14 protein-coding genes are annotated in these 15,792 nt (G+C 29.9%); 9 read left to right on the forward strand and 5 right to left on the reverse strand.

The genetic code is table 11. The annotated features are described in order from the left end of the window. The 3 genes from ACTG3V_RS06280 to ACTG3V_RS06290 are packed head-to-tail and all read left to right on the forward strand — an operon-like array spanning window position 1 to window position 3,150. On the forward strand, window positions 1-852 hold the full coding sequence (locus tag ACTG3V_RS06280) for a hypothetical protein (protein WP_439131291.1): 852 nt from the start codon (window positions 1-3) through the stop codon (window positions 850-852). Continuing rightward, a complete protein-coding gene (locus tag ACTG3V_RS06285; RefSeq protein WP_439131292.1) occupies window positions 818-2,197 on the forward strand; it encodes a peptidylprolyl isomerase in 1,380 nt (459 codons plus the stop codon). The genes ACTG3V_RS06280 and ACTG3V_RS06285 overlap by 35 nt, the downstream gene beginning before the upstream one ends. Continuing rightward, complete coding sequence (locus ACTG3V_RS06290) at window positions 2,197-3,150, forward strand: AAA family ATPase (protein WP_439131293.1); 954 nt, start codon at window positions 2,197-2,199, stop codon at window positions 3,148-3,150. Before ACTG3V_RS06285 ends, ACTG3V_RS06290 begins: the two co-directional genes overlap by 1 nt. Here ACTG3V_RS06290 and ACTG3V_RS06295 read toward each other — a convergent pair. The 3 genes from ACTG3V_RS06295 to ACTG3V_RS06305 are packed head-to-tail and all read right to left on the reverse strand — an operon-like array spanning window position 3,147 to window position 5,243. Then, window positions 3,147-3,701, reverse strand: coding sequence for an RsmD family RNA methyltransferase (locus ACTG3V_RS06295; protein ID WP_439131294.1), 555 nt, complete (start codon window positions 3,699-3,701; stop codon window positions 3,147-3,149). The two genes, ACTG3V_RS06290 and ACTG3V_RS06295, sit on opposite strands and share 4 nt — an antisense overlap. Further along, window positions 3,701-4,516: a DUF3822 family protein gene (locus ACTG3V_RS06300; RefSeq protein WP_439131320.1), complete on the reverse strand. Its 816-nt coding sequence runs from the start codon at window positions 4,514-4,516 to the stop codon at window positions 3,701-3,703. The genes ACTG3V_RS06295 and ACTG3V_RS06300 overlap by 1 nt, the downstream gene beginning before the upstream one ends. After that, window positions 4,503-5,243 (reverse strand): hypothetical protein, encoded by a 741-nt coding sequence (locus tag ACTG3V_RS06305; RefSeq protein WP_439131295.1) that lies wholly within the window; start codon window positions 5,241-5,243, stop codon window positions 4,503-4,505. The genes ACTG3V_RS06300 and ACTG3V_RS06305 overlap by 14 nt, the downstream gene beginning before the upstream one ends. Before the next feature lie 103 nt (window positions 5,244-5,346). Between ACTG3V_RS06305 and ACTG3V_RS06310 the strand changes: the two genes are divergently transcribed. Next, window positions 5,347-6,771, forward strand: a complete 1,425-nt coding sequence (locus tag ACTG3V_RS06310; protein WP_439131321.1) for an ATP-dependent DNA helicase — start codon at window positions 5,347-5,349, stop codon at window positions 6,769-6,771. Here the strand turns inward: ACTG3V_RS06310 and ACTG3V_RS06315 are convergent. Continuing rightward, window positions 6,768-7,718 carry a lipid A deacylase LpxR family protein gene (locus ACTG3V_RS06315; protein WP_439131296.1) on the reverse strand — a complete coding sequence of 317 codons (951 nt, stop codon included), beginning with the start codon at window positions 7,716-7,718 and terminating at the stop codon, window positions 6,768-6,770. The two genes, ACTG3V_RS06310 and ACTG3V_RS06315, sit on opposite strands and share 4 nt — an antisense overlap. Before the next feature lie 89 nt (window positions 7,719-7,807). On the opposite strand from ACTG3V_RS06315, the gene ppk2 (ACTG3V_RS06320) reads away from it, so the two are divergent. From ppk2 (ACTG3V_RS06320) to ACTG3V_RS06335, 4 genes are read left to right on the forward strand one after another with little or no spacing between them, the layout of a single operon-like run. Continuing rightward, a complete protein-coding gene (gene ppk2, locus ACTG3V_RS06320; protein ID WP_439131297.1) occupies window positions 7,808-8,668 on the forward strand; it encodes a polyphosphate kinase 2 in 861 nt (286 codons plus the stop codon). A gap of 5 nt (window positions 8,669-8,673) precedes the next feature. Continuing rightward, window positions 8,674-9,456, forward strand: a complete 783-nt coding sequence (gene ppk2, locus ACTG3V_RS06325; RefSeq protein ID WP_439131298.1) for a polyphosphate kinase 2 — start codon at window positions 8,674-8,676, stop codon at window positions 9,454-9,456. 46 nt (window positions 9,457-9,502) lie between these two features. Beyond that, the gene (locus ACTG3V_RS06330; RefSeq protein ID WP_439131299.1) at window positions 9,503-13,573 is read left to right on the forward strand and encodes a gliding motility-associated C-terminal domain-containing protein; all 4,071 of its coding nucleotides are present in this window, start codon (window positions 9,503-9,505) and stop codon (window positions 13,571-13,573) included. After that, on the forward strand, window positions 13,573-14,517 hold the full coding sequence (locus ACTG3V_RS06335; RefSeq protein WP_439131300.1) for a PorP/SprF family type IX secretion system membrane protein: 945 nt from the start codon (window positions 13,573-13,575) through the stop codon (window positions 14,515-14,517). The genes ACTG3V_RS06330 and ACTG3V_RS06335 overlap by 1 nt, the downstream gene beginning before the upstream one ends. Before the next feature lie 18 nt (window positions 14,518-14,535). Here the strand turns inward: ACTG3V_RS06335 and ACTG3V_RS06340 are convergent, their stop codons facing one another. Next, window positions 14,536-15,168, reverse strand: a complete 633-nt coding sequence (locus tag ACTG3V_RS06340) for a hypothetical protein (RefSeq protein ID WP_439131301.1) — start codon at window positions 15,166-15,168, stop codon at window positions 14,536-14,538. A gap of 64 nt (window positions 15,169-15,232) precedes the next feature. Here ACTG3V_RS06340 and ACTG3V_RS06345 point away from each other — a divergent pair, with 64 nt between their 5' ends. Then, window positions 15,233-15,778, forward strand: coding sequence for a Smr/MutS family protein (locus ACTG3V_RS06345; RefSeq protein WP_439131323.1), 546 nt, complete (start codon window positions 15,233-15,235; stop codon window positions 15,776-15,778). The last annotated feature ends 14 nt before the right edge of the window (window positions 15,779-15,792 follow it).

Raw genomic sequence — 15,792 nt, forward strand, 5'->3', positions numbered from 1 at the left:
ATGCGCAACTACTTTGCAGTTTTTTTTTGTGTGCTTTTTTTTCTCGTTTCTTGTGATTATTTAAATGTACAAGAAAAGGAAGCAACCACATCAGAAATTGTTGCCATTGTAAACACCGAAAAACTTTTTAAAGAAGATTTAAAAGATATTTTACCTAATAATATTTCTAAAGAAGATAGTATTGTTTTGGTAAAAGGTTATATCAACGATTGGGCAATAAAACAATTGTTATTAAATAAAGCCGAAACCAATAGTTCACAACAAGATATTGAAGAAATTAACGCTTTAATTAGAGATTATAAAGAAAGTTTGCTAATTAATAGCTATAAAGAAAGACTCATAAAGCAGCAATTAGATACTATTATAAATGATGAAGAAATCGAAGCCTTTTATGAAGAAAATAAACAAAACTTTAGGCTAAATGAAGAATTGGTAAAAATTAAATATTTACATTTCGATAACAATATCATCAACAAAAAAGAATTTATTAACTTATTTAAGTCCGATAATATTGATGATTTAGAAGCTTTAGAAAAACAACAATTAAGCTTTAAATTCCATCAGTTTAACGACTCAATTTGGACACAATTAGATAAGGTTTTGTTAAAACTCCCTTTTTCTAAAGATAATCTGTTAAAAAAAACAAAATATCTCCAAAAACAAGATTCATTAGGTTTATATTTGGTCGCTATAAAAGACGTTTTGCTCAGAAATGATATAGCACCATTAAGCTATATAGAGCCTACAATAACACAAATGATTTTACACAAACGTAAAATTCAATTAATTAGAGACATAGAAAAAATATTAGTAAAAGATGCAACAAAAAACAACAATTTTAAAGTTTACTAAAACCGCACTTTTTGCAACACTATTTGGCTTGATAAGTATCACTACTTTTGCGCAAGTTAAAATTGATGGGGTAGCAGTAGTTATTGGTAAAAATATTGTTTTAGATTCTGATATCGATAAGTTTAAACAAGAAATAGAACTGCGTTCTGAAGGTAAAATAAAAATTTCTGATTGTGAAATGTTAGAAGAGCTTATGCAACAAAAACTATTAGCGCATCACGCTATTATTGATAGCGTTTTAGTTTCTGACCCAGAAGTTGATGCAAGAGTAGATCGTAGTGTACAGTATTTTACACAACAGTATGGCTCTGTAGATAAAGTTATTAAAGCCTATGGTTTTAATGATTTAGATGATTTGAAAAAAGAATTATTTACAGTGCAAAAAGAAAATTTACTAATTGAAAAAGAGCAACAAAAAATTACTGAGAAAATAGATGTAACACCAGAAGAAGTTCGTTTGTTTTACAACGGTTTAAAAGAAAAAGGGGAGTTGCCAGAATTTTCTGCTGAAATTGAATTAGCACAAATTGTAATTAAAGCAAAACCAACACCAGAAGAAACCGAAAGAATTGTTAACAAATTAGAAGAATTAAAAAAAGAAATTGAAGATGGAGCTAGTTTTAAAATGAAAGCCATTATCAATTCTGATGATCCTGGGGTAACCAATAATGGAGGTCAGTATGAAGTTACCAAAGAATCTCAATTTATTAAAGAATTTAAGGAAATGGCCTTCAGTTTAGATGTTGGGCAGGTTTCAAAACCGTTTAAATCAGAATTTGGTTATCATTTAATGCAGTTGCATCAAGTAAAAGGAAACATGAGAGTGGCTTCTCACATTTTAATGCAACCAGATGTTCCTGACAGCAAACTTACAGAAACAAGAAACAAGGCAGAAAAAATTGCAGAAGATATTAAATCTGGAAAAATAACTTTTGAAGAAGCTGTTGAAAAATATTCTGATGATGATGAAACTAAAAATAGTGGTGGTTTAATTATAAATCCTTACACAGGTGAGTCTACATTTAATTTAACAGGTATGGATCCTGCTTTATATGCTAGAGTTGCAGAGCTTAAAACAGGTGAACTCACAGATGTTTTTTTTGATGAAAACAGAAGTGGAGAAAAAATGTATAAATTTATCATAATGAGAGACAGAACCAATACGCATATTGCAGATTTGGTAAATGATTATGTTAAAATACAAGAACTAGCATTAACCAAAAAGAAAGAGGAAACCATTGATAAATGGGCAAAAGAGAAAATACAAGATACCTACATAAAAATGGCAGATGTTCATAGAAAATGTAATTTTGTTAAAAATTGGAAAAAAGAAACAGGTAAATAATGTCAGACGTTAAAGCTGTAGATGATTTAGTAGTAAAATACAATTCATTACAATCAGAAATAGGTAAGGTAATTATTGGTCAACAAGAGGCTGTAAATTTTACGCTATTATCTATATTTTGTGGTGGTCACTCCCTATTAATTGGTGTACCAGGATTAGCAAAAACATTGTTGGTAAATACAGTTTCTGATGTTTTAGGATTAAAATTTAATAGAATTCAGTTTACCCCAGATTTAATGCCATCTGATATTTTAGGGAGTGAAATTTTAGATCAAAACAAACAATTTAAATTTATTAAAGGACCTATATTTTCTAATATTATTTTGGCAGATGAAATTAACAGAACACCGCCAAAAACGCAAGCAGCTTTGTTAGAAGCCATGCAAGAGCGTTCAGTAACAGTTTCTGGAAATCATTATAAATTAGATTTACCATTCTTTGTTTTAGCCACACAAAACCCTATTGAGCAAGAAGGTACTTATCCTTTACCAGAGGCACAATTAGATAGATTTATGTTTTCTATTAATTTAGAATACCCAACTTTTGCAGAAGAAGTTGCTGTAGTTAAAAGTACCACAAGTAGTGTTTCTCAAAATATTAACGCTATTTTATCTGGAGATGATATCATAGCCATACAAAAGTTAATTCGTAGAATTCCTGTTACAGATAATGTAATTGAATATGCTGTGGCTTTGGTTGGTAAAACAAGACCAAAATCTGCTGCAGCAACAGCAATGGTAAAGAGCTATTTAGATTGGGGTGCAGGTCCAAGAGCATCTCAAAACTTAATTTTGGCAGCAAAAGCGCATGCTGCAATTCATGGTAAGTATTCACCAGATATTGAAGATGTAAAAGCAGTTGCTATTCCAATTTTATCTCACAGAATCGTTAAAAATTACAAAGCAGAGGCAGAAAATGTTTCAATAGTAGATATTATAAACTCGTTACTTTAGTTTTCTTTTTCAGTAATTTTTTCAAAAAAGCTAAATACATTTCCACCATATCTTTTGTCATAACTATGATTTTTATGTGTGGACAAATCTGTGTGTTTAGAGTGTTCTATAATTAAAACGCCTTCATCTTCTAAAAGATTATTTTCAAAGACGGTATTAGCAATCGTTAAAAATTTTTCAACTTCAAAATCATAAGGAGGATCAGCAAAAATAACATCTGCCTGTAAAGAAGTTTTTTCTAAAAACTTGTACACATCACTTTTGTAAGTGTTGATGTTTAAATCAAGTTCTTTTGCGGTATTGTAAATGTATCTAATACAGTTGTAGTTGGCATCAATGGCATAAATACTTTTTGTGCCTCTAGAAGCAAATTCGTAACTAATATTGCCAGTACCAGAAAACAAATCAATTACAGAGATATCATCAAAATAATAAAGGTTATTTAAAATATTAAATAGTCCTTCTTTAGCCATGTCTGTTGTTGGACGAACAGGTAGGTTTTTTGGAGCCTTTAAACGTCTTCCTTTAAGTTTTCCTGATATAATTCTCATTAGCCTAGCAATATAAAATTAGAATGTCTTGGTAGTTTTAAATGGGTATAAATAGTGTTTTCACTCTCTAAAAACTGTATATTTTTGATGTAGGTATACGAAATGTTATATAATGCTGATTCTTTAGAAATATCGCCTAAAAAATAAAGTTGAAAGTCTTCTGTTTGTAATTGGTTTTGCTCTGCTGTAAATAAAATATAATAGATAAAATCTTCTTTAGATGAATAAGAAAACGAGTTTGATAAGATTAACTTTTTACCATGTAAAATAACAATATCAAAAGTGTTTTTTTGTACGTTAACATACATTACCTTATCGTCAGTATTATTTTGCAATAGTAATTTTTCAATTAAAACAGAGCTGTGATGTTGATAATTGAATTCACCAAAGTTTTGAAACAAAAAGTTATTAATATTTACGTAAGGTATGTAAACGTTTTTTGCTTTTATTTTTGGTACATCATCAAAAGTAATAAAATCTGTATGCAGCGTTTTAATAGTGTACTTTAAATAAGAACTTAATATGTTTTCATCAAAATAAGCTTCTGGTACAATGGTAGATAAGTTATTTTGATGAATTACATTTACACTATTAAACTCTTGCTGTAAATCTGTATCTTCTTTAAAAATACCTTCTATTTTTTTTAATAGATCTTCAGGTGAATTTAAGGTATCCTCAAAATTATAATTCTTAAAGCGTATTTTTTTGTTAGATGCTGTATCTGAAACGCAAAAAGAAAATCCATCCAAACTAAATTGGATGGATAACATAATATTTTCTATCTTTTGTAAAGTAGTCGAATTATTTTTCAACACCACCTTTTCTATCATAAAAAGGAGGCCAGTTACCACCTGTGCTCACTTCTTCTAAAGAACCAACTGAAACATATTCACCGTTAATTTGGTCAGTTTCAATAGCTTCTAACTCTTGTTTTACTAAAGATTTGTTTAATCCGTCTAAAATTGCTGTTTTTGGTGTTCGTGCTCTAAATGTAGGGACTACCAAACCAGGTACTTTTTCTACTTCACCAACTTCAATTTCAAATTCAGTACCCTCCAAATTTGGTACTTTAAACATCGTTTTATAATCTTTGTCTTTAAAATATTTTAAAACTGGTTCATAACCAATTGTATCTGTGACTCTTACTTCTTCATCAACCATAAGTGGTGCCCAAGAAGTACCTTTGTTTACTCTTTTTACAACGGTATTTGTTTCAGTAATAGCTAACTGCGCTGTATCTATGAATTGTATTAATCCTTGCTTGTTATCAGTATATTTTCCTGTAACATCGTAATATTTTACTTGAGCGTCTCTAATAATTTTTAAACTTTTAATAACAGGCTTATATCTTTCTACCTTTTCTTTTGCAAAAAGAATTGGTTGCATTATTCCGTCAAAAATCTTAACTCCAAGGTAAATGGCTAGAGCCAATAGTAAAATAGATGGTAACCATCTTAATTTTAATGGTAAATATTTAACTATAACATAAGCAATAAGAACTGCTACCAATATAGCTCCTACAATCATTAGTATTAAACTCATTTTAATTTGTTTTTTAATAGTGTTATCGCAAATCTACAATTTTTTTTTAATGATAAAAATTTTTCTTTGTAAAGAAATGTATCTTTGTTCATTATTAATTTTTATGGTAAAAAAAACTGCAGATTTTTACAATTTATTACTTCAAAGGTTTCCACACAATCCTACACAAAAACAAGGCCAATTATTAAAATTATTAAGTAATTTTTGTTTTTCTGATGATAAAAATGCGTTGTTTTTATTAAAAGGATATGCAGGTACAGGAAAAACCACCACGATTAGCACATTTGTAAACGCTTTATCTCTTGTAAAAAAAAGAGCGGTTTTGCTGGCACCAACAGGTAGAGCTGCAAAAGTAATTGCATTATATGCAAAAAGGCCTGCTTATACCATTCATAAAAAAATTTATTTTCCTAAAAAGCAAGCTAATGGAGGTGTAGATTTTGTTTTGCAAACAAATAAACACAGAAATACCATTTTTATTGTTGATGAAGCTTCTATGATTCCTGATAGTAAGCAAAATCAAAAATTATTTGAATCTGGATCTTTGTTAGATGATTTAGTATCTTATGTATATGCTGGCCATGAATGTAAATTGATTTTTATTGGAGATACAGCACAATTGCCCCCAGTAAAGTTAGATATTAGTCCAGCTTTAGAGGCAGACACATTAAATTATGAATATTTTAAAAATGTTGATGAAATTGAGTTAGATGAGGTAATGCGTCAACATAAAAATTCAGGAATTTTAGCCAATGCAACCCAGTTAAGATTACTTTTGCAAAATGACGACGATAACTTTAAGTTTAACATACAATTTCCAGATATAGAAAGACTTGAAGATGGTTATGATATTGAAGATGCTTTGGTAGATGCTTATGATAATGATGGGGTAGAAGATACTGCTTTTATTGTGCGTTCTAACAAAAGAGCCAACCAATACAACCAGCAAATACGTATGAAAATTCGTGGTCAAGAAAACGAAATTTCTACTGGAGATTATGTAATGATTGTTAAAAATAATTACTATTGGCTAAAAGATTCTTCTGATGCTGGTTTTATTGCAAATGGAGATATTTGTTTGGTACAAAGAATTTATAAAATTATAGAATTGTATGATTTTAAATTTGCTGAGGTTTTATTAAAAATGATAGATTATCCTGATATGCAGCCTTTTGAAACAGTATTGTTATTAGATACTCTGACTAGTGAAAGTCCATCTTTAACCTATGAAGAATCAAATAAATTGTATCAAGCTGTAAAAGAAGATTATGCTGATGAAAAATCGAAATATAAACAGTTTTTAGCCATCAAAAAAAACAAGTATTTTAATGCATTGCAAGTAAAGTTTTCTTACGCTATGACTTGTCATAAATCGCAAGGAGGCCAGTGGAAAACTGTTTTTATAGAGCAACCTTACCTTCCAGATGGCGTATCAAAAGCTTATTTTAGGTGGTTATATACAGCAATAACAAGAGCACAAGAAAAATTGTATTTAATAGGTTTTAAAGATGATTATTTTGTAGATTAATGTATAAAGTAACTTAAAATTATAGTTCCGTATTTGTTTCCATAGGTATATCGTAAATTTTTAGATTTACTAGTATTGTAATTAAAGACATAGCCAAAGTTAAATCTATTTGCACTGAATTTAAACCCTAATTCCATATCAAAAACAAAAGGAACTAATTCTTTAGTAACATCACTCCCAGTATTTAAAAAACTACCTTGTAAAGTAGCATCATATAATGTATATCTTAGCGTAGGTTTAAAATAAAAAAAGGATTCAATTTCATTATTGTATTTTGTAGACTTATCATTTAAATTTGTATTGAACGCAATAGAGTTTTTAAGATTTTGAAGTGGCGTAAAGCTAAATCTAAAATTAAATCCACTGCTAAAGTCGGTATGTACTGTACCTAAGTTTCCAGAACTAATCCAATACGCATCTAAAACATTCGATTCGTCTTTTCCTAAAAAACGAATATATTCAGTACCAAAATTTAGCCCAAAAGCATTTTTTATTTGATGTTTCCAACCTGTAACTTCTCTATAGCCATAAATATCATGAATAAAATTTTGAACTTCATAGCCTTTTGCATTAGGCCCAATAACTCCTATTTGTATGCTTGTGTTTAATATCTTATTTTTTTTATACACTCTTTTAATTCCAAAACTACCATATAAGTAAGCAGCAAAAGGTCTATCATGCTGTGAAATATTTTGCACAATTGGCTTATTAGGTGTGTACATTTGTTGCCCAATTTGCCAATCAAAAATTCTTTTTTCTAAGTTTTTGTTTTTAACTTTTGTAAGATGTTTATAACTTAAAAAAATTCCACTTGTATAGTAACGATCTCTATTTGCAGAGGTATATAAATCGTTATCTGTAACCAAACTAACTTCTTTTGAAAACTTTTGCTGAGCAATACTATTAAAAACAATAAAAAAGCAACAATAACACAATATATATTTCATGGCGCACAAAGATACGAATCAATTTAAAACGATAAATATTTAGGGAAATTATAAAAAAGGTTTTATTTTAGAGCTACCAAAAATAAAATATGCCTACCAAAGAATTTTTAACAGCAGAAGATTTTGAAAATTTACAAAATAGCGATGACTTAAAAACATTGATAAATAAAAAAGATATACCATTTCATAAAGTAAATAACACACTTTCTTATACCAATGAACTTCGATTATTACAAATTGAATTGGTTAAGTTGCAACGTTATATTTCTGGCCAAAACAAAAGAGTAGCTATTATTTTTGAAGGAAGAGATGCTGCAGGTAAAGGAGGAAATATACGTAGGTTTATGGAACATTTAAATCCGAGATCTACTAGGCTAGTAGCACTTAATAAACCTACAGAAGTAGAAAAAGGGCAGTGGTATTTTCAACGGTATATAAAAGAACTACCAAATCCTGGTGAAATTGTTTTTTTTGATAGAAGTTGGTATAACAGAGCTGTGGTAGAACCTGTTATGGGATTTTGCTCAGAAAAACAATACAAAGAATTTTTACTACAAGTGCCAGAATACGAACATATGATGTATGAAGATGGCGTAATCATCATAAAGTTTTGGTTATCTATTACAAAAGATGAACAAGCAAAACGTTTTGATGCAAGAAAAGAAAATCCTTTAAAACGTTGGAAATTTAGTCCTGTTGATAAGCAAGGACAAATTTTATGGGATAAATATACCTATTATAAAAGAGAAATGTTTTCTAAAACTCATACAACATACAGCCCTTGGATGATTATTAAAACAAATGATAAAAAAGTGGCAAGATTAGAAGCCATAAGGCATGTTTTATCAAAGTTTGACTATGAAGGAAAATCAGATGCTGAAGTAGTATTAAATCCAGATCCAAATGTGGTAATGCGTTATTACAGATCAAACATTCATCAAATAGAATAATTGCAATGAAGAAATTAACAAAATCAGATCTAAAGAAATTAAACTCAAAAAAAGGCTTATTAGCATTATTATCTAAAGAACCTTTAAGTGTAGAAAGAGCTTTACGTTATGTGAATTATGAGAGAAAACTTAAAAAATTACAAGTAGAATTGATTCGTTTACAAACTTGGGCTATCAAAAATAACGAACGTATTATTGTTGTTTTTCAAGGTAGAGATGCAGCTGGTAAAGGGGGGGCAATACGTAGAGTAACAGAACGTATTAATCCACGTTTTATGAGAATTGTTGCATTGCCAAAACCCACAGAAGATGAAAAGTCTCAATGGTATTTTCAAAGATATGTAGAACAGTTGCCAAAGGCTGGTGAAATGGTTTTTTTTGATAGAAGTTGGTATAACAGAGCAGTTGTAGAACCTGTAAATGGGTTTTGTACTCAAAAAGAATATAAAATCTTTATGAATCAAGTAAATGATTTTGAAAGGATGATTTTAGAATCGGGTATTCATTTGGTTAAAATATACATGTCTATTTCAAAAAAAGAACAGGCTAAACGTTTTGCAGATATCAAAAGTGATCCACTAAAACAGTGGAAAATGACTAAATTAGATGAAAAGGCTCAAGATTTATGGGAACAATATACTGAGTATAAAAATGCAATGTTCGAAAAGACAAATACAAAAATTTCACCTTGGAAAATTATTCGTGCTAATCGAAAAACAGAGGCACGTGTTAATGTTATCAATCATATATTACAAAGCATTCCTTATGATAAGAATTTAGAGATATAATTTTTAAGCACTGAAAGTTTTTAGTATTTTTAACCAAAAATTTGCAATGCTAAATAAATCCCCATTTATTTTTTTATTCTTTTTATTTGTATCGTCTGTTGTATTTGCTCAGATACCAAGAGCGAGAGTAGACTACGATACAGCAGATATTAATACCACACTTTCTGTAGCTGCTCCAGGGGTATTAGTAAATGATACAGAATCTAGTGGTGCTACACTAACTGTTGCTCAATTTTTTGTAGATGGTGTCGCTTTTAATGCTGGTGATACTGCAAATTTTGCAGAGGGCAGCATAACCATTTTAGGAGATGGTAGTTATACATTTGTACCAAGAGCAGATTATACAGGGAATGTATCCACAATTACATATCAAATTACAAATGGCACTTTAACAAGTTCTGCTAATTTATTTTTAACGGTAGAATTCACAAATGATCTATTAGTAGTAAGAGGTTTAAGAAGCTGTAATCAAGGTTTTAATTCTAATGGAGAGTATAAAATTGTTTATAGTTTTGAGCTAAATAACACCAGTAATGCAAGAGATTTTCATGAAACTAGTTTAATTAAAAACATCAACATAACCAATAATTTAGAGGCAGCTTTTGGTACAGGTTGTATTATTAATATTGATAATGTAAATATTTTTACCAGAAGTGATGTTACGTATGTAGATACACCTTATCCTAGAGAATTCGATGATTCAACAATAAATCAAGACTTTGTAAATGTAAGATCAAGTGAGTTTCTAAGTACTGCTGCAACTACCAATTTAACATTATACCCAAGACAATCTATCTTTGTTAGTTATTGCGTAACCGTAAACCCTTTTTGTAATGGAAGGTCAAACCCAACACCATCTGGTTCTGGGATAAATTTCACAAACACATTTAGTGTAAATTCTACAAAAGGCGGAAACTCGGAAGCAATAACCCTTACAGATTTTCATACAACTGAAGCAGTAGTTTCAGCGGGTTTACATGTGCCAGAATTTCATAGTAATCAAGAAAACCCTCCAGGTTTGGTAAATTCTGATGGAACTTACGATTACATAAATACTGTAGTTATTACAAATGAAGGATCTTCTGTAGCTCAAAATATCAACTTTAATATGGGGCTAGGAGATTTTGAGGATAAAGTTACCTTTAACGAAATTCGAGTTACACAGGTTTCTGGCCCAAATGTAACCGTAAATACCAATTTTAATGGCGATGATGAAACATTGCTTTTAACATCAAATAACACACTACCACCTGGTGAAACAATAATTTTAGAAGTCTTTTATTTAATTGGTCCAGTAGATAGCCAAAGTTATAGCTTTTTTAATCAAACAGATTTATCACAAACTCAAAGTGATTTAGATGGTTTTGATGCTGAAAATCAGGATAATAAAAAAACATTTTCTTATGTTACTTGGTCAGATAATCTAGGTAATCATTTAGATAGGTACTACGTTTTAAATGCTTTGGAAACCAGCGTTTCATCTAGTTTATATTGTGATTGTTCTTTAGTGGGTATGCGTTTTTTATTTAGTGCATCTTCAAATACAAATAATGAAATTACAACATCAATACCAGAGCCAAATGGAATTTTAGAACACGAAGAAATTACCTTTCAAACAACCATAGAAAATACGAGTCAGGCAGTAGAACTTAATAACTTACAACTAGAAGAAAATGTCAATAATGTCTGTGGTGGAAACATCATTTCTGTAAGTACACCCACAATTGTTAGTTCTTCTGCTACAACAAATCCAATATTAAATCCTTCTTTTAATGGGGTTAGCGACACCAATTTGTTTGATGGTACATCAGGCTTATTAAAAATTACAGAAAAAATAACTGTTGAATATACTGTGGTTTTTAGTGAAGCATGTCTTGGAAACAACACCTCGTTTTTTTCAGCACAAGACCCTTTAGGAAGACAGGTTTCATCATCAAACTCCATAACTGTAATTGCAGCAACTGACACCGATAATGATGGTATAACAAATGATGTTGATTTAGATGATGATAATGATACCATACCCGACGTTTTAGAATACAATGGTTTAGATCCTTTAGAAGATGCAGATGCAGATGATATCCCAAACTATAGAGATGTAGATTTTGGTACTGATGCAAATGCAGATGGTATTATAGATATGTTTGATTTCGATAATGATGGCGTACCAAATCATTTTGATTTAGATAGTGAAAATGATGGTATTTTAGATATTGTTGAAGCTGGAAACTCAGGTTTAGACACCAGTAATAATGGTAGAACCAACAGCAATGTTGGTAGTAATGGATTGGATAATACCTTAGAATCTAACGATTCTACTACTGCATCAATTATTTATACGATAGCTAACACAGACAATAATGGAAATCCAAATTTTTTAGATATTGATGCTGATGATGATGGAATTGTAGATGTTATAGAAGCACAAGCCACAAATAACTTCATCACTTTAAATGGTAGTGTTTCAGAATGGGGTATAGATATTGCGCATCCAAATGGAATACGACCTGTGGATACAGAAAATGATGGAATCCCAGATTATATCGATATAAATTCAGATGATGATATTCGCGATGATGTTTTAGAAGGTTGGGACACTAATAGTGATGGTACTGCAGAAGTAGTTCCTTTAAATTCTGATGCAGATAACGATGGTTTAGATGATGCTTTTGATAATGATGATACTAGATTAAATCAAACCAATGGACAAACACCTCAGAGTTTTCCGAATGCAGATAATACTGATAACCCAGAAAGAGATTGGAGAGAGATTATTGCCATTGTTATTCTTATTGATGATATTACAGTAACTGAAGGTGAAGAAATAACATTTACAATACTTTTTGTAACCAAGAACAATAATACCATTTCAATTGAAAGTGCATCACCAGTAGATATTAACTTTTCCACTTCTAATGGTAGCACAACCACAGATGTATATGATGTGGCAATTGCACCTTTTGATTATCCAGCAGTTACAAATACAACTTTTACGATAAGTCCGTTTACAAATACTGCTCAATTTACAATTACTTCTTTAGAAGATACTATTTACGAATTAACAGAATTATTTACATTAACAGGTACAGTCACATCAAACAACACGTTAACAAAACAATTTAATGGCATTGTTTCGCTTTTAGATAATGATGATCCACCACCAATTGAGATGAATAACACCAAAGAAGATGAAGGTGTTAATTTAGTACATACTATTACTATTGGTAATCCTTGTTCAACACCAATAGAAATTGCTGTAAATACTAGTGATAATTTAGCTATAAGTCCAGATGATTACAATCCAACTTCAGAGCTTTTAACTATAAATGGTACAATTGATCCTAATAATGCAAATACAGAGGTCTCGTTTAGTATTACTTCTTTGTTAGACAATTTAAACGAATTAGATGAAGAACCATTAAATGTAGTAGGCGTTGTACAAACCACAAATGTAGGCACACAAGATTTAACAAAAACAGCAACAATAGTTGATATTGATCCAAAACCTTTGGTGCAAATAGACAGTGTTACAACAGAAGAAGGTGGTTTTTTAAAATTTACAATTCGTCTTTTAAATAATAATGATGAATTGATGCAAAATTATTTACCAATAAATATGATTTTAGAAACTGTAGATAATACAGCAAGTGCAACCTTAGATTATGAATATAAATCTAAACAAATAACAATTCCAGCATTTACAGAAAGTATAACTCAAACCATTAATACCTTAGACGATACATTAAATGAAGATACAGAGACCTTTTTTTTACAAGCCAATCCGTTTAGTAATGATGTTTCAAATACCTTTTCTCCAAAAGGCTTAGGTACCATAAAGGATAACGATTATCCGAATTTGTTTTCACCAAATGGTGATGGTAAAAGTGATGTTTTTGAAATCTCAGGAATAGAAGATTATCCAAATTTTAAAATTAAAATCTACAATCGTCAAGGCAATGAGGTCTACAATTATAGCAATAATGGAAATGTAAATCCTGTTTGGTGGAATGGAACTCAAAAAGGTCAACCTGTACCTACAGGAGTATATTATTACATTTTAGATTTTAATGATGGTGTTAAAAAACCAATTACTAAGTTTATACAATTGATAAGGTAATGAAAAAGAAAATTGTATTAAATAGCATCAGAAAAATTGTTTTTTTAACATTGGTAACAACCTTTATTAGCTTAAATAGTTACACTCAACAACTGCCACATTACACCCAATATTTGTATAATATGCAAATTATAAACCCTGCTTTTGTGGGGTATAGAGCAGAGTTAAGTATTTCTGTTTTAGCACGTCAACAATGGGTAGGTGTAGAAGGTGCACCCACCACAAGAACATTTTCATTAAATGGAAGAACAAGAAGGGGCTTAGGTATTGGAACTACAATTGTAAATGATAAAATTGGTTTATCACAAGTTAACAATATCAATGTTGATGCTTCTTATACTATTGTAACTTCTCAAAATAGTAGATTGGCATTTGGTTTAAAAGGTGGTTTACTTTTTTTTAATAACAATTTATTTAATGGAGTTACTGTAGATAGTGAGGTATATGCATCAACAACAGGAAGATTTGTAAACGTTGGTTTTGGTGGCTTATTTTATACCAAAAAATTCTATGTTGGTTTATCAGTACCCCAATTATTAGAATCACCACAATTTTATATTGAAGATAATTTAAACCAGGCTGTTTTGTCTAAAAATCCAAATATATTTTTGTCTTCAGGAGTGTTATTTAAGTTGTCAGAAAGCTTACTTTTTAGACCATCAACTATGGTAAGATATACCGTAAATCAGCCAACATCAATAGATGTAAATGCCAGTTTTTTATATAACGAAATTTTAGAAACCGGAATTTCTTATCGTTATAAAAATTCAGTGAGTGGTTTATTCACAGTTGTTTTGAATAAAAAGTATAGAGTGGGTTATGCTTACGATCATAGGTTTTCTGTGCTAGGTCGTAATCTGAGCTCACATGAAATTGTATTTCAAATGGATTTAAATTTTAAAAGAAATACAAGGTGGTTATTATTTGATAACTGTTACTTTTAACAATAACAAAATTTTATTTTAAGAGATTAGCTTTTTAACTTGCGAAAAGATAAAATACACTTCCCCAGCAATTTGCTTATTGGTTTCTAAATAAGTTTGTTCTTGAATATCAGATCCATCAGAATGTTTAGGGTCTACAAAAGGCAAGTGAAAACGATGTGTAGCAGAAGGTATAAAAGGGCAATTTTTATCAGCACTATCACAAGTGGTGATGGCCATATATGGCTCTTTATTTTCAGGATGATCATACAATTTTGAAAAACCAAGAATCACATTTTTAGAACCATTAAACTTAATTTGATAAGTTGGGTTTTGATGCGAAAAATCAACTACTTGAAATAAAAATCCTACTTTTTGTAATGTTTTTACAGTATTTCTATAAAATGATGTAACTTCTGTTCCACCAGAAAATGAGTTAATATGTAATCCAAAATAATCAGCTGCATAAAAGCCCCAAACTTGCCCAATTTGGCTTCGTCTTGAGTTGTGCGTACAAATAAAATTTAAGTTTACAACTTCATGAATTGAATATTCTTTTGCTATAGTTTCTGCAATCTTCAATAAAAGTTTTACCCTTTCTTCCGAAATTGTGCTCTTTTTAAAAGCGTTTTCAAAAAAGTTTTTAGTAGTGGTAATTGAAGTTTTTAACATATTACTATTTTTGCAACAAAATTAGGCTAAAATTGTACTTTTGTTAATTAATATAATGTTAAGAATGCGTTTAGAAATTGGAAATAAAGTGGCTGTTTTAGATGATGTTATAAAAGGTATTGTAACTAATATTAATGGTGATGAAATCTCTATAAAGTCAGATGATGGAATGATTTTTAACTTTTCAGCTTCCGAACTTGTTAAAATAGGTAAAGATCAGTACGAATTAAGTAAATTTTCTGATATAAATAACCCCTTATTAAAAGATAAATTATCAACTCAAAAACCAAAGAAAAGTCATTTTGTAAAAGATAAAAATGAAGTGATTTTAGAGGTAGATTTGCACATCAATCAACTCATAAAATCTACAAGAGGTTTAGATAATTATGATATGCTAAACTTGCAGTTAGACACTGCTAAAAGAAAGATTGAATTTGCAATTGCTAAAAGAATATCTAAAATTGTTTTTATTCATGGGGTTGGTGAAGGTGTTTTGAAAGGAGAGTTATTAAGGTTATTAAACAAATATCCTGTTAAATATTATGATGCATCGTATAAAAAATACGGTTTAGGAGCTACAGAAGTATACATTTATCAAAACGCATATTAATTGTATTTTAAATT

This window comes from Polaribacter sp., assembly GCF_965660385.1.
Classification (GTDB): domain Bacteria; phylum Bacteroidota; class Bacteroidia; order Flavobacteriales; family Flavobacteriaceae; genus Polaribacter.

Coding starts and splice junctions, on each gene's coding strand:
- ACTG3V_RS06280 (WP_439131291.1), top strand. CDS start 1: ATGCGCAACTACTTTGCAGTTTTTTTTTGTGTGCTTTTTTTTCTCGTT.
- ACTG3V_RS06285 (WP_439131292.1), top strand. CDS start 818: ATGCAACAAAAAACAACAATTTTAAAGTTTACTAAAACCGCACTTTTT.
- ACTG3V_RS06290 (WP_439131293.1), top strand. CDS start 2,197: ATGTCAGACGTTAAAGCTGTAGATGATTTAGTAGTAAAATACAATTCA.
- ACTG3V_RS06295 (WP_439131294.1), bottom strand. CDS start 3,701: ATGAGAATTATATCAGGAAAACTTAAAGGAAGACGTTTAAAGGCTCCA.
- ACTG3V_RS06305 (WP_439131295.1), bottom strand. CDS start 5,243: ATGAGTTTAATACTAATGATTGTAGGAGCTATATTGGTAGCAGTTCTT.
- ACTG3V_RS06310 (WP_439131321.1), top strand. CDS start 5,347: ATGGTAAAAAAAACTGCAGATTTTTACAATTTATTACTTCAAAGGTTT.
- ACTG3V_RS06315 (WP_439131296.1), bottom strand. CDS start 7,718: ATGAAATATATATTGTGTTATTGTTGCTTTTTTATTGTTTTTAATAGT.
- ppk2 (WP_439131297.1), top strand. CDS start 7,808: ATGCCTACCAAAGAATTTTTAACAGCAGAAGATTTTGAAAATTTACAA.
- ppk2 (WP_439131298.1), top strand. CDS start 8,674: ATGAAGAAATTAACAAAATCAGATCTAAAGAAATTAAACTCAAAAAAA.
- ACTG3V_RS06330 (WP_439131299.1), top strand. CDS start 9,503: ATGCTAAATAAATCCCCATTTATTTTTTTATTCTTTTTATTTGTATCG.
- ACTG3V_RS06335 (WP_439131300.1), top strand. CDS start 13,573: ATGAAAAAGAAAATTGTATTAAATAGCATCAGAAAAATTGTTTTTTTA.
- ACTG3V_RS06340 (WP_439131301.1), bottom strand. CDS start 15,168: ATGTTAAAAACTTCAATTACCACTACTAAAAACTTTTTTGAAAACGCT.
- ACTG3V_RS06345 (WP_439131323.1), top strand. CDS start 15,233: ATGCGTTTAGAAATTGGAAATAAAGTGGCTGTTTTAGATGATGTTATA.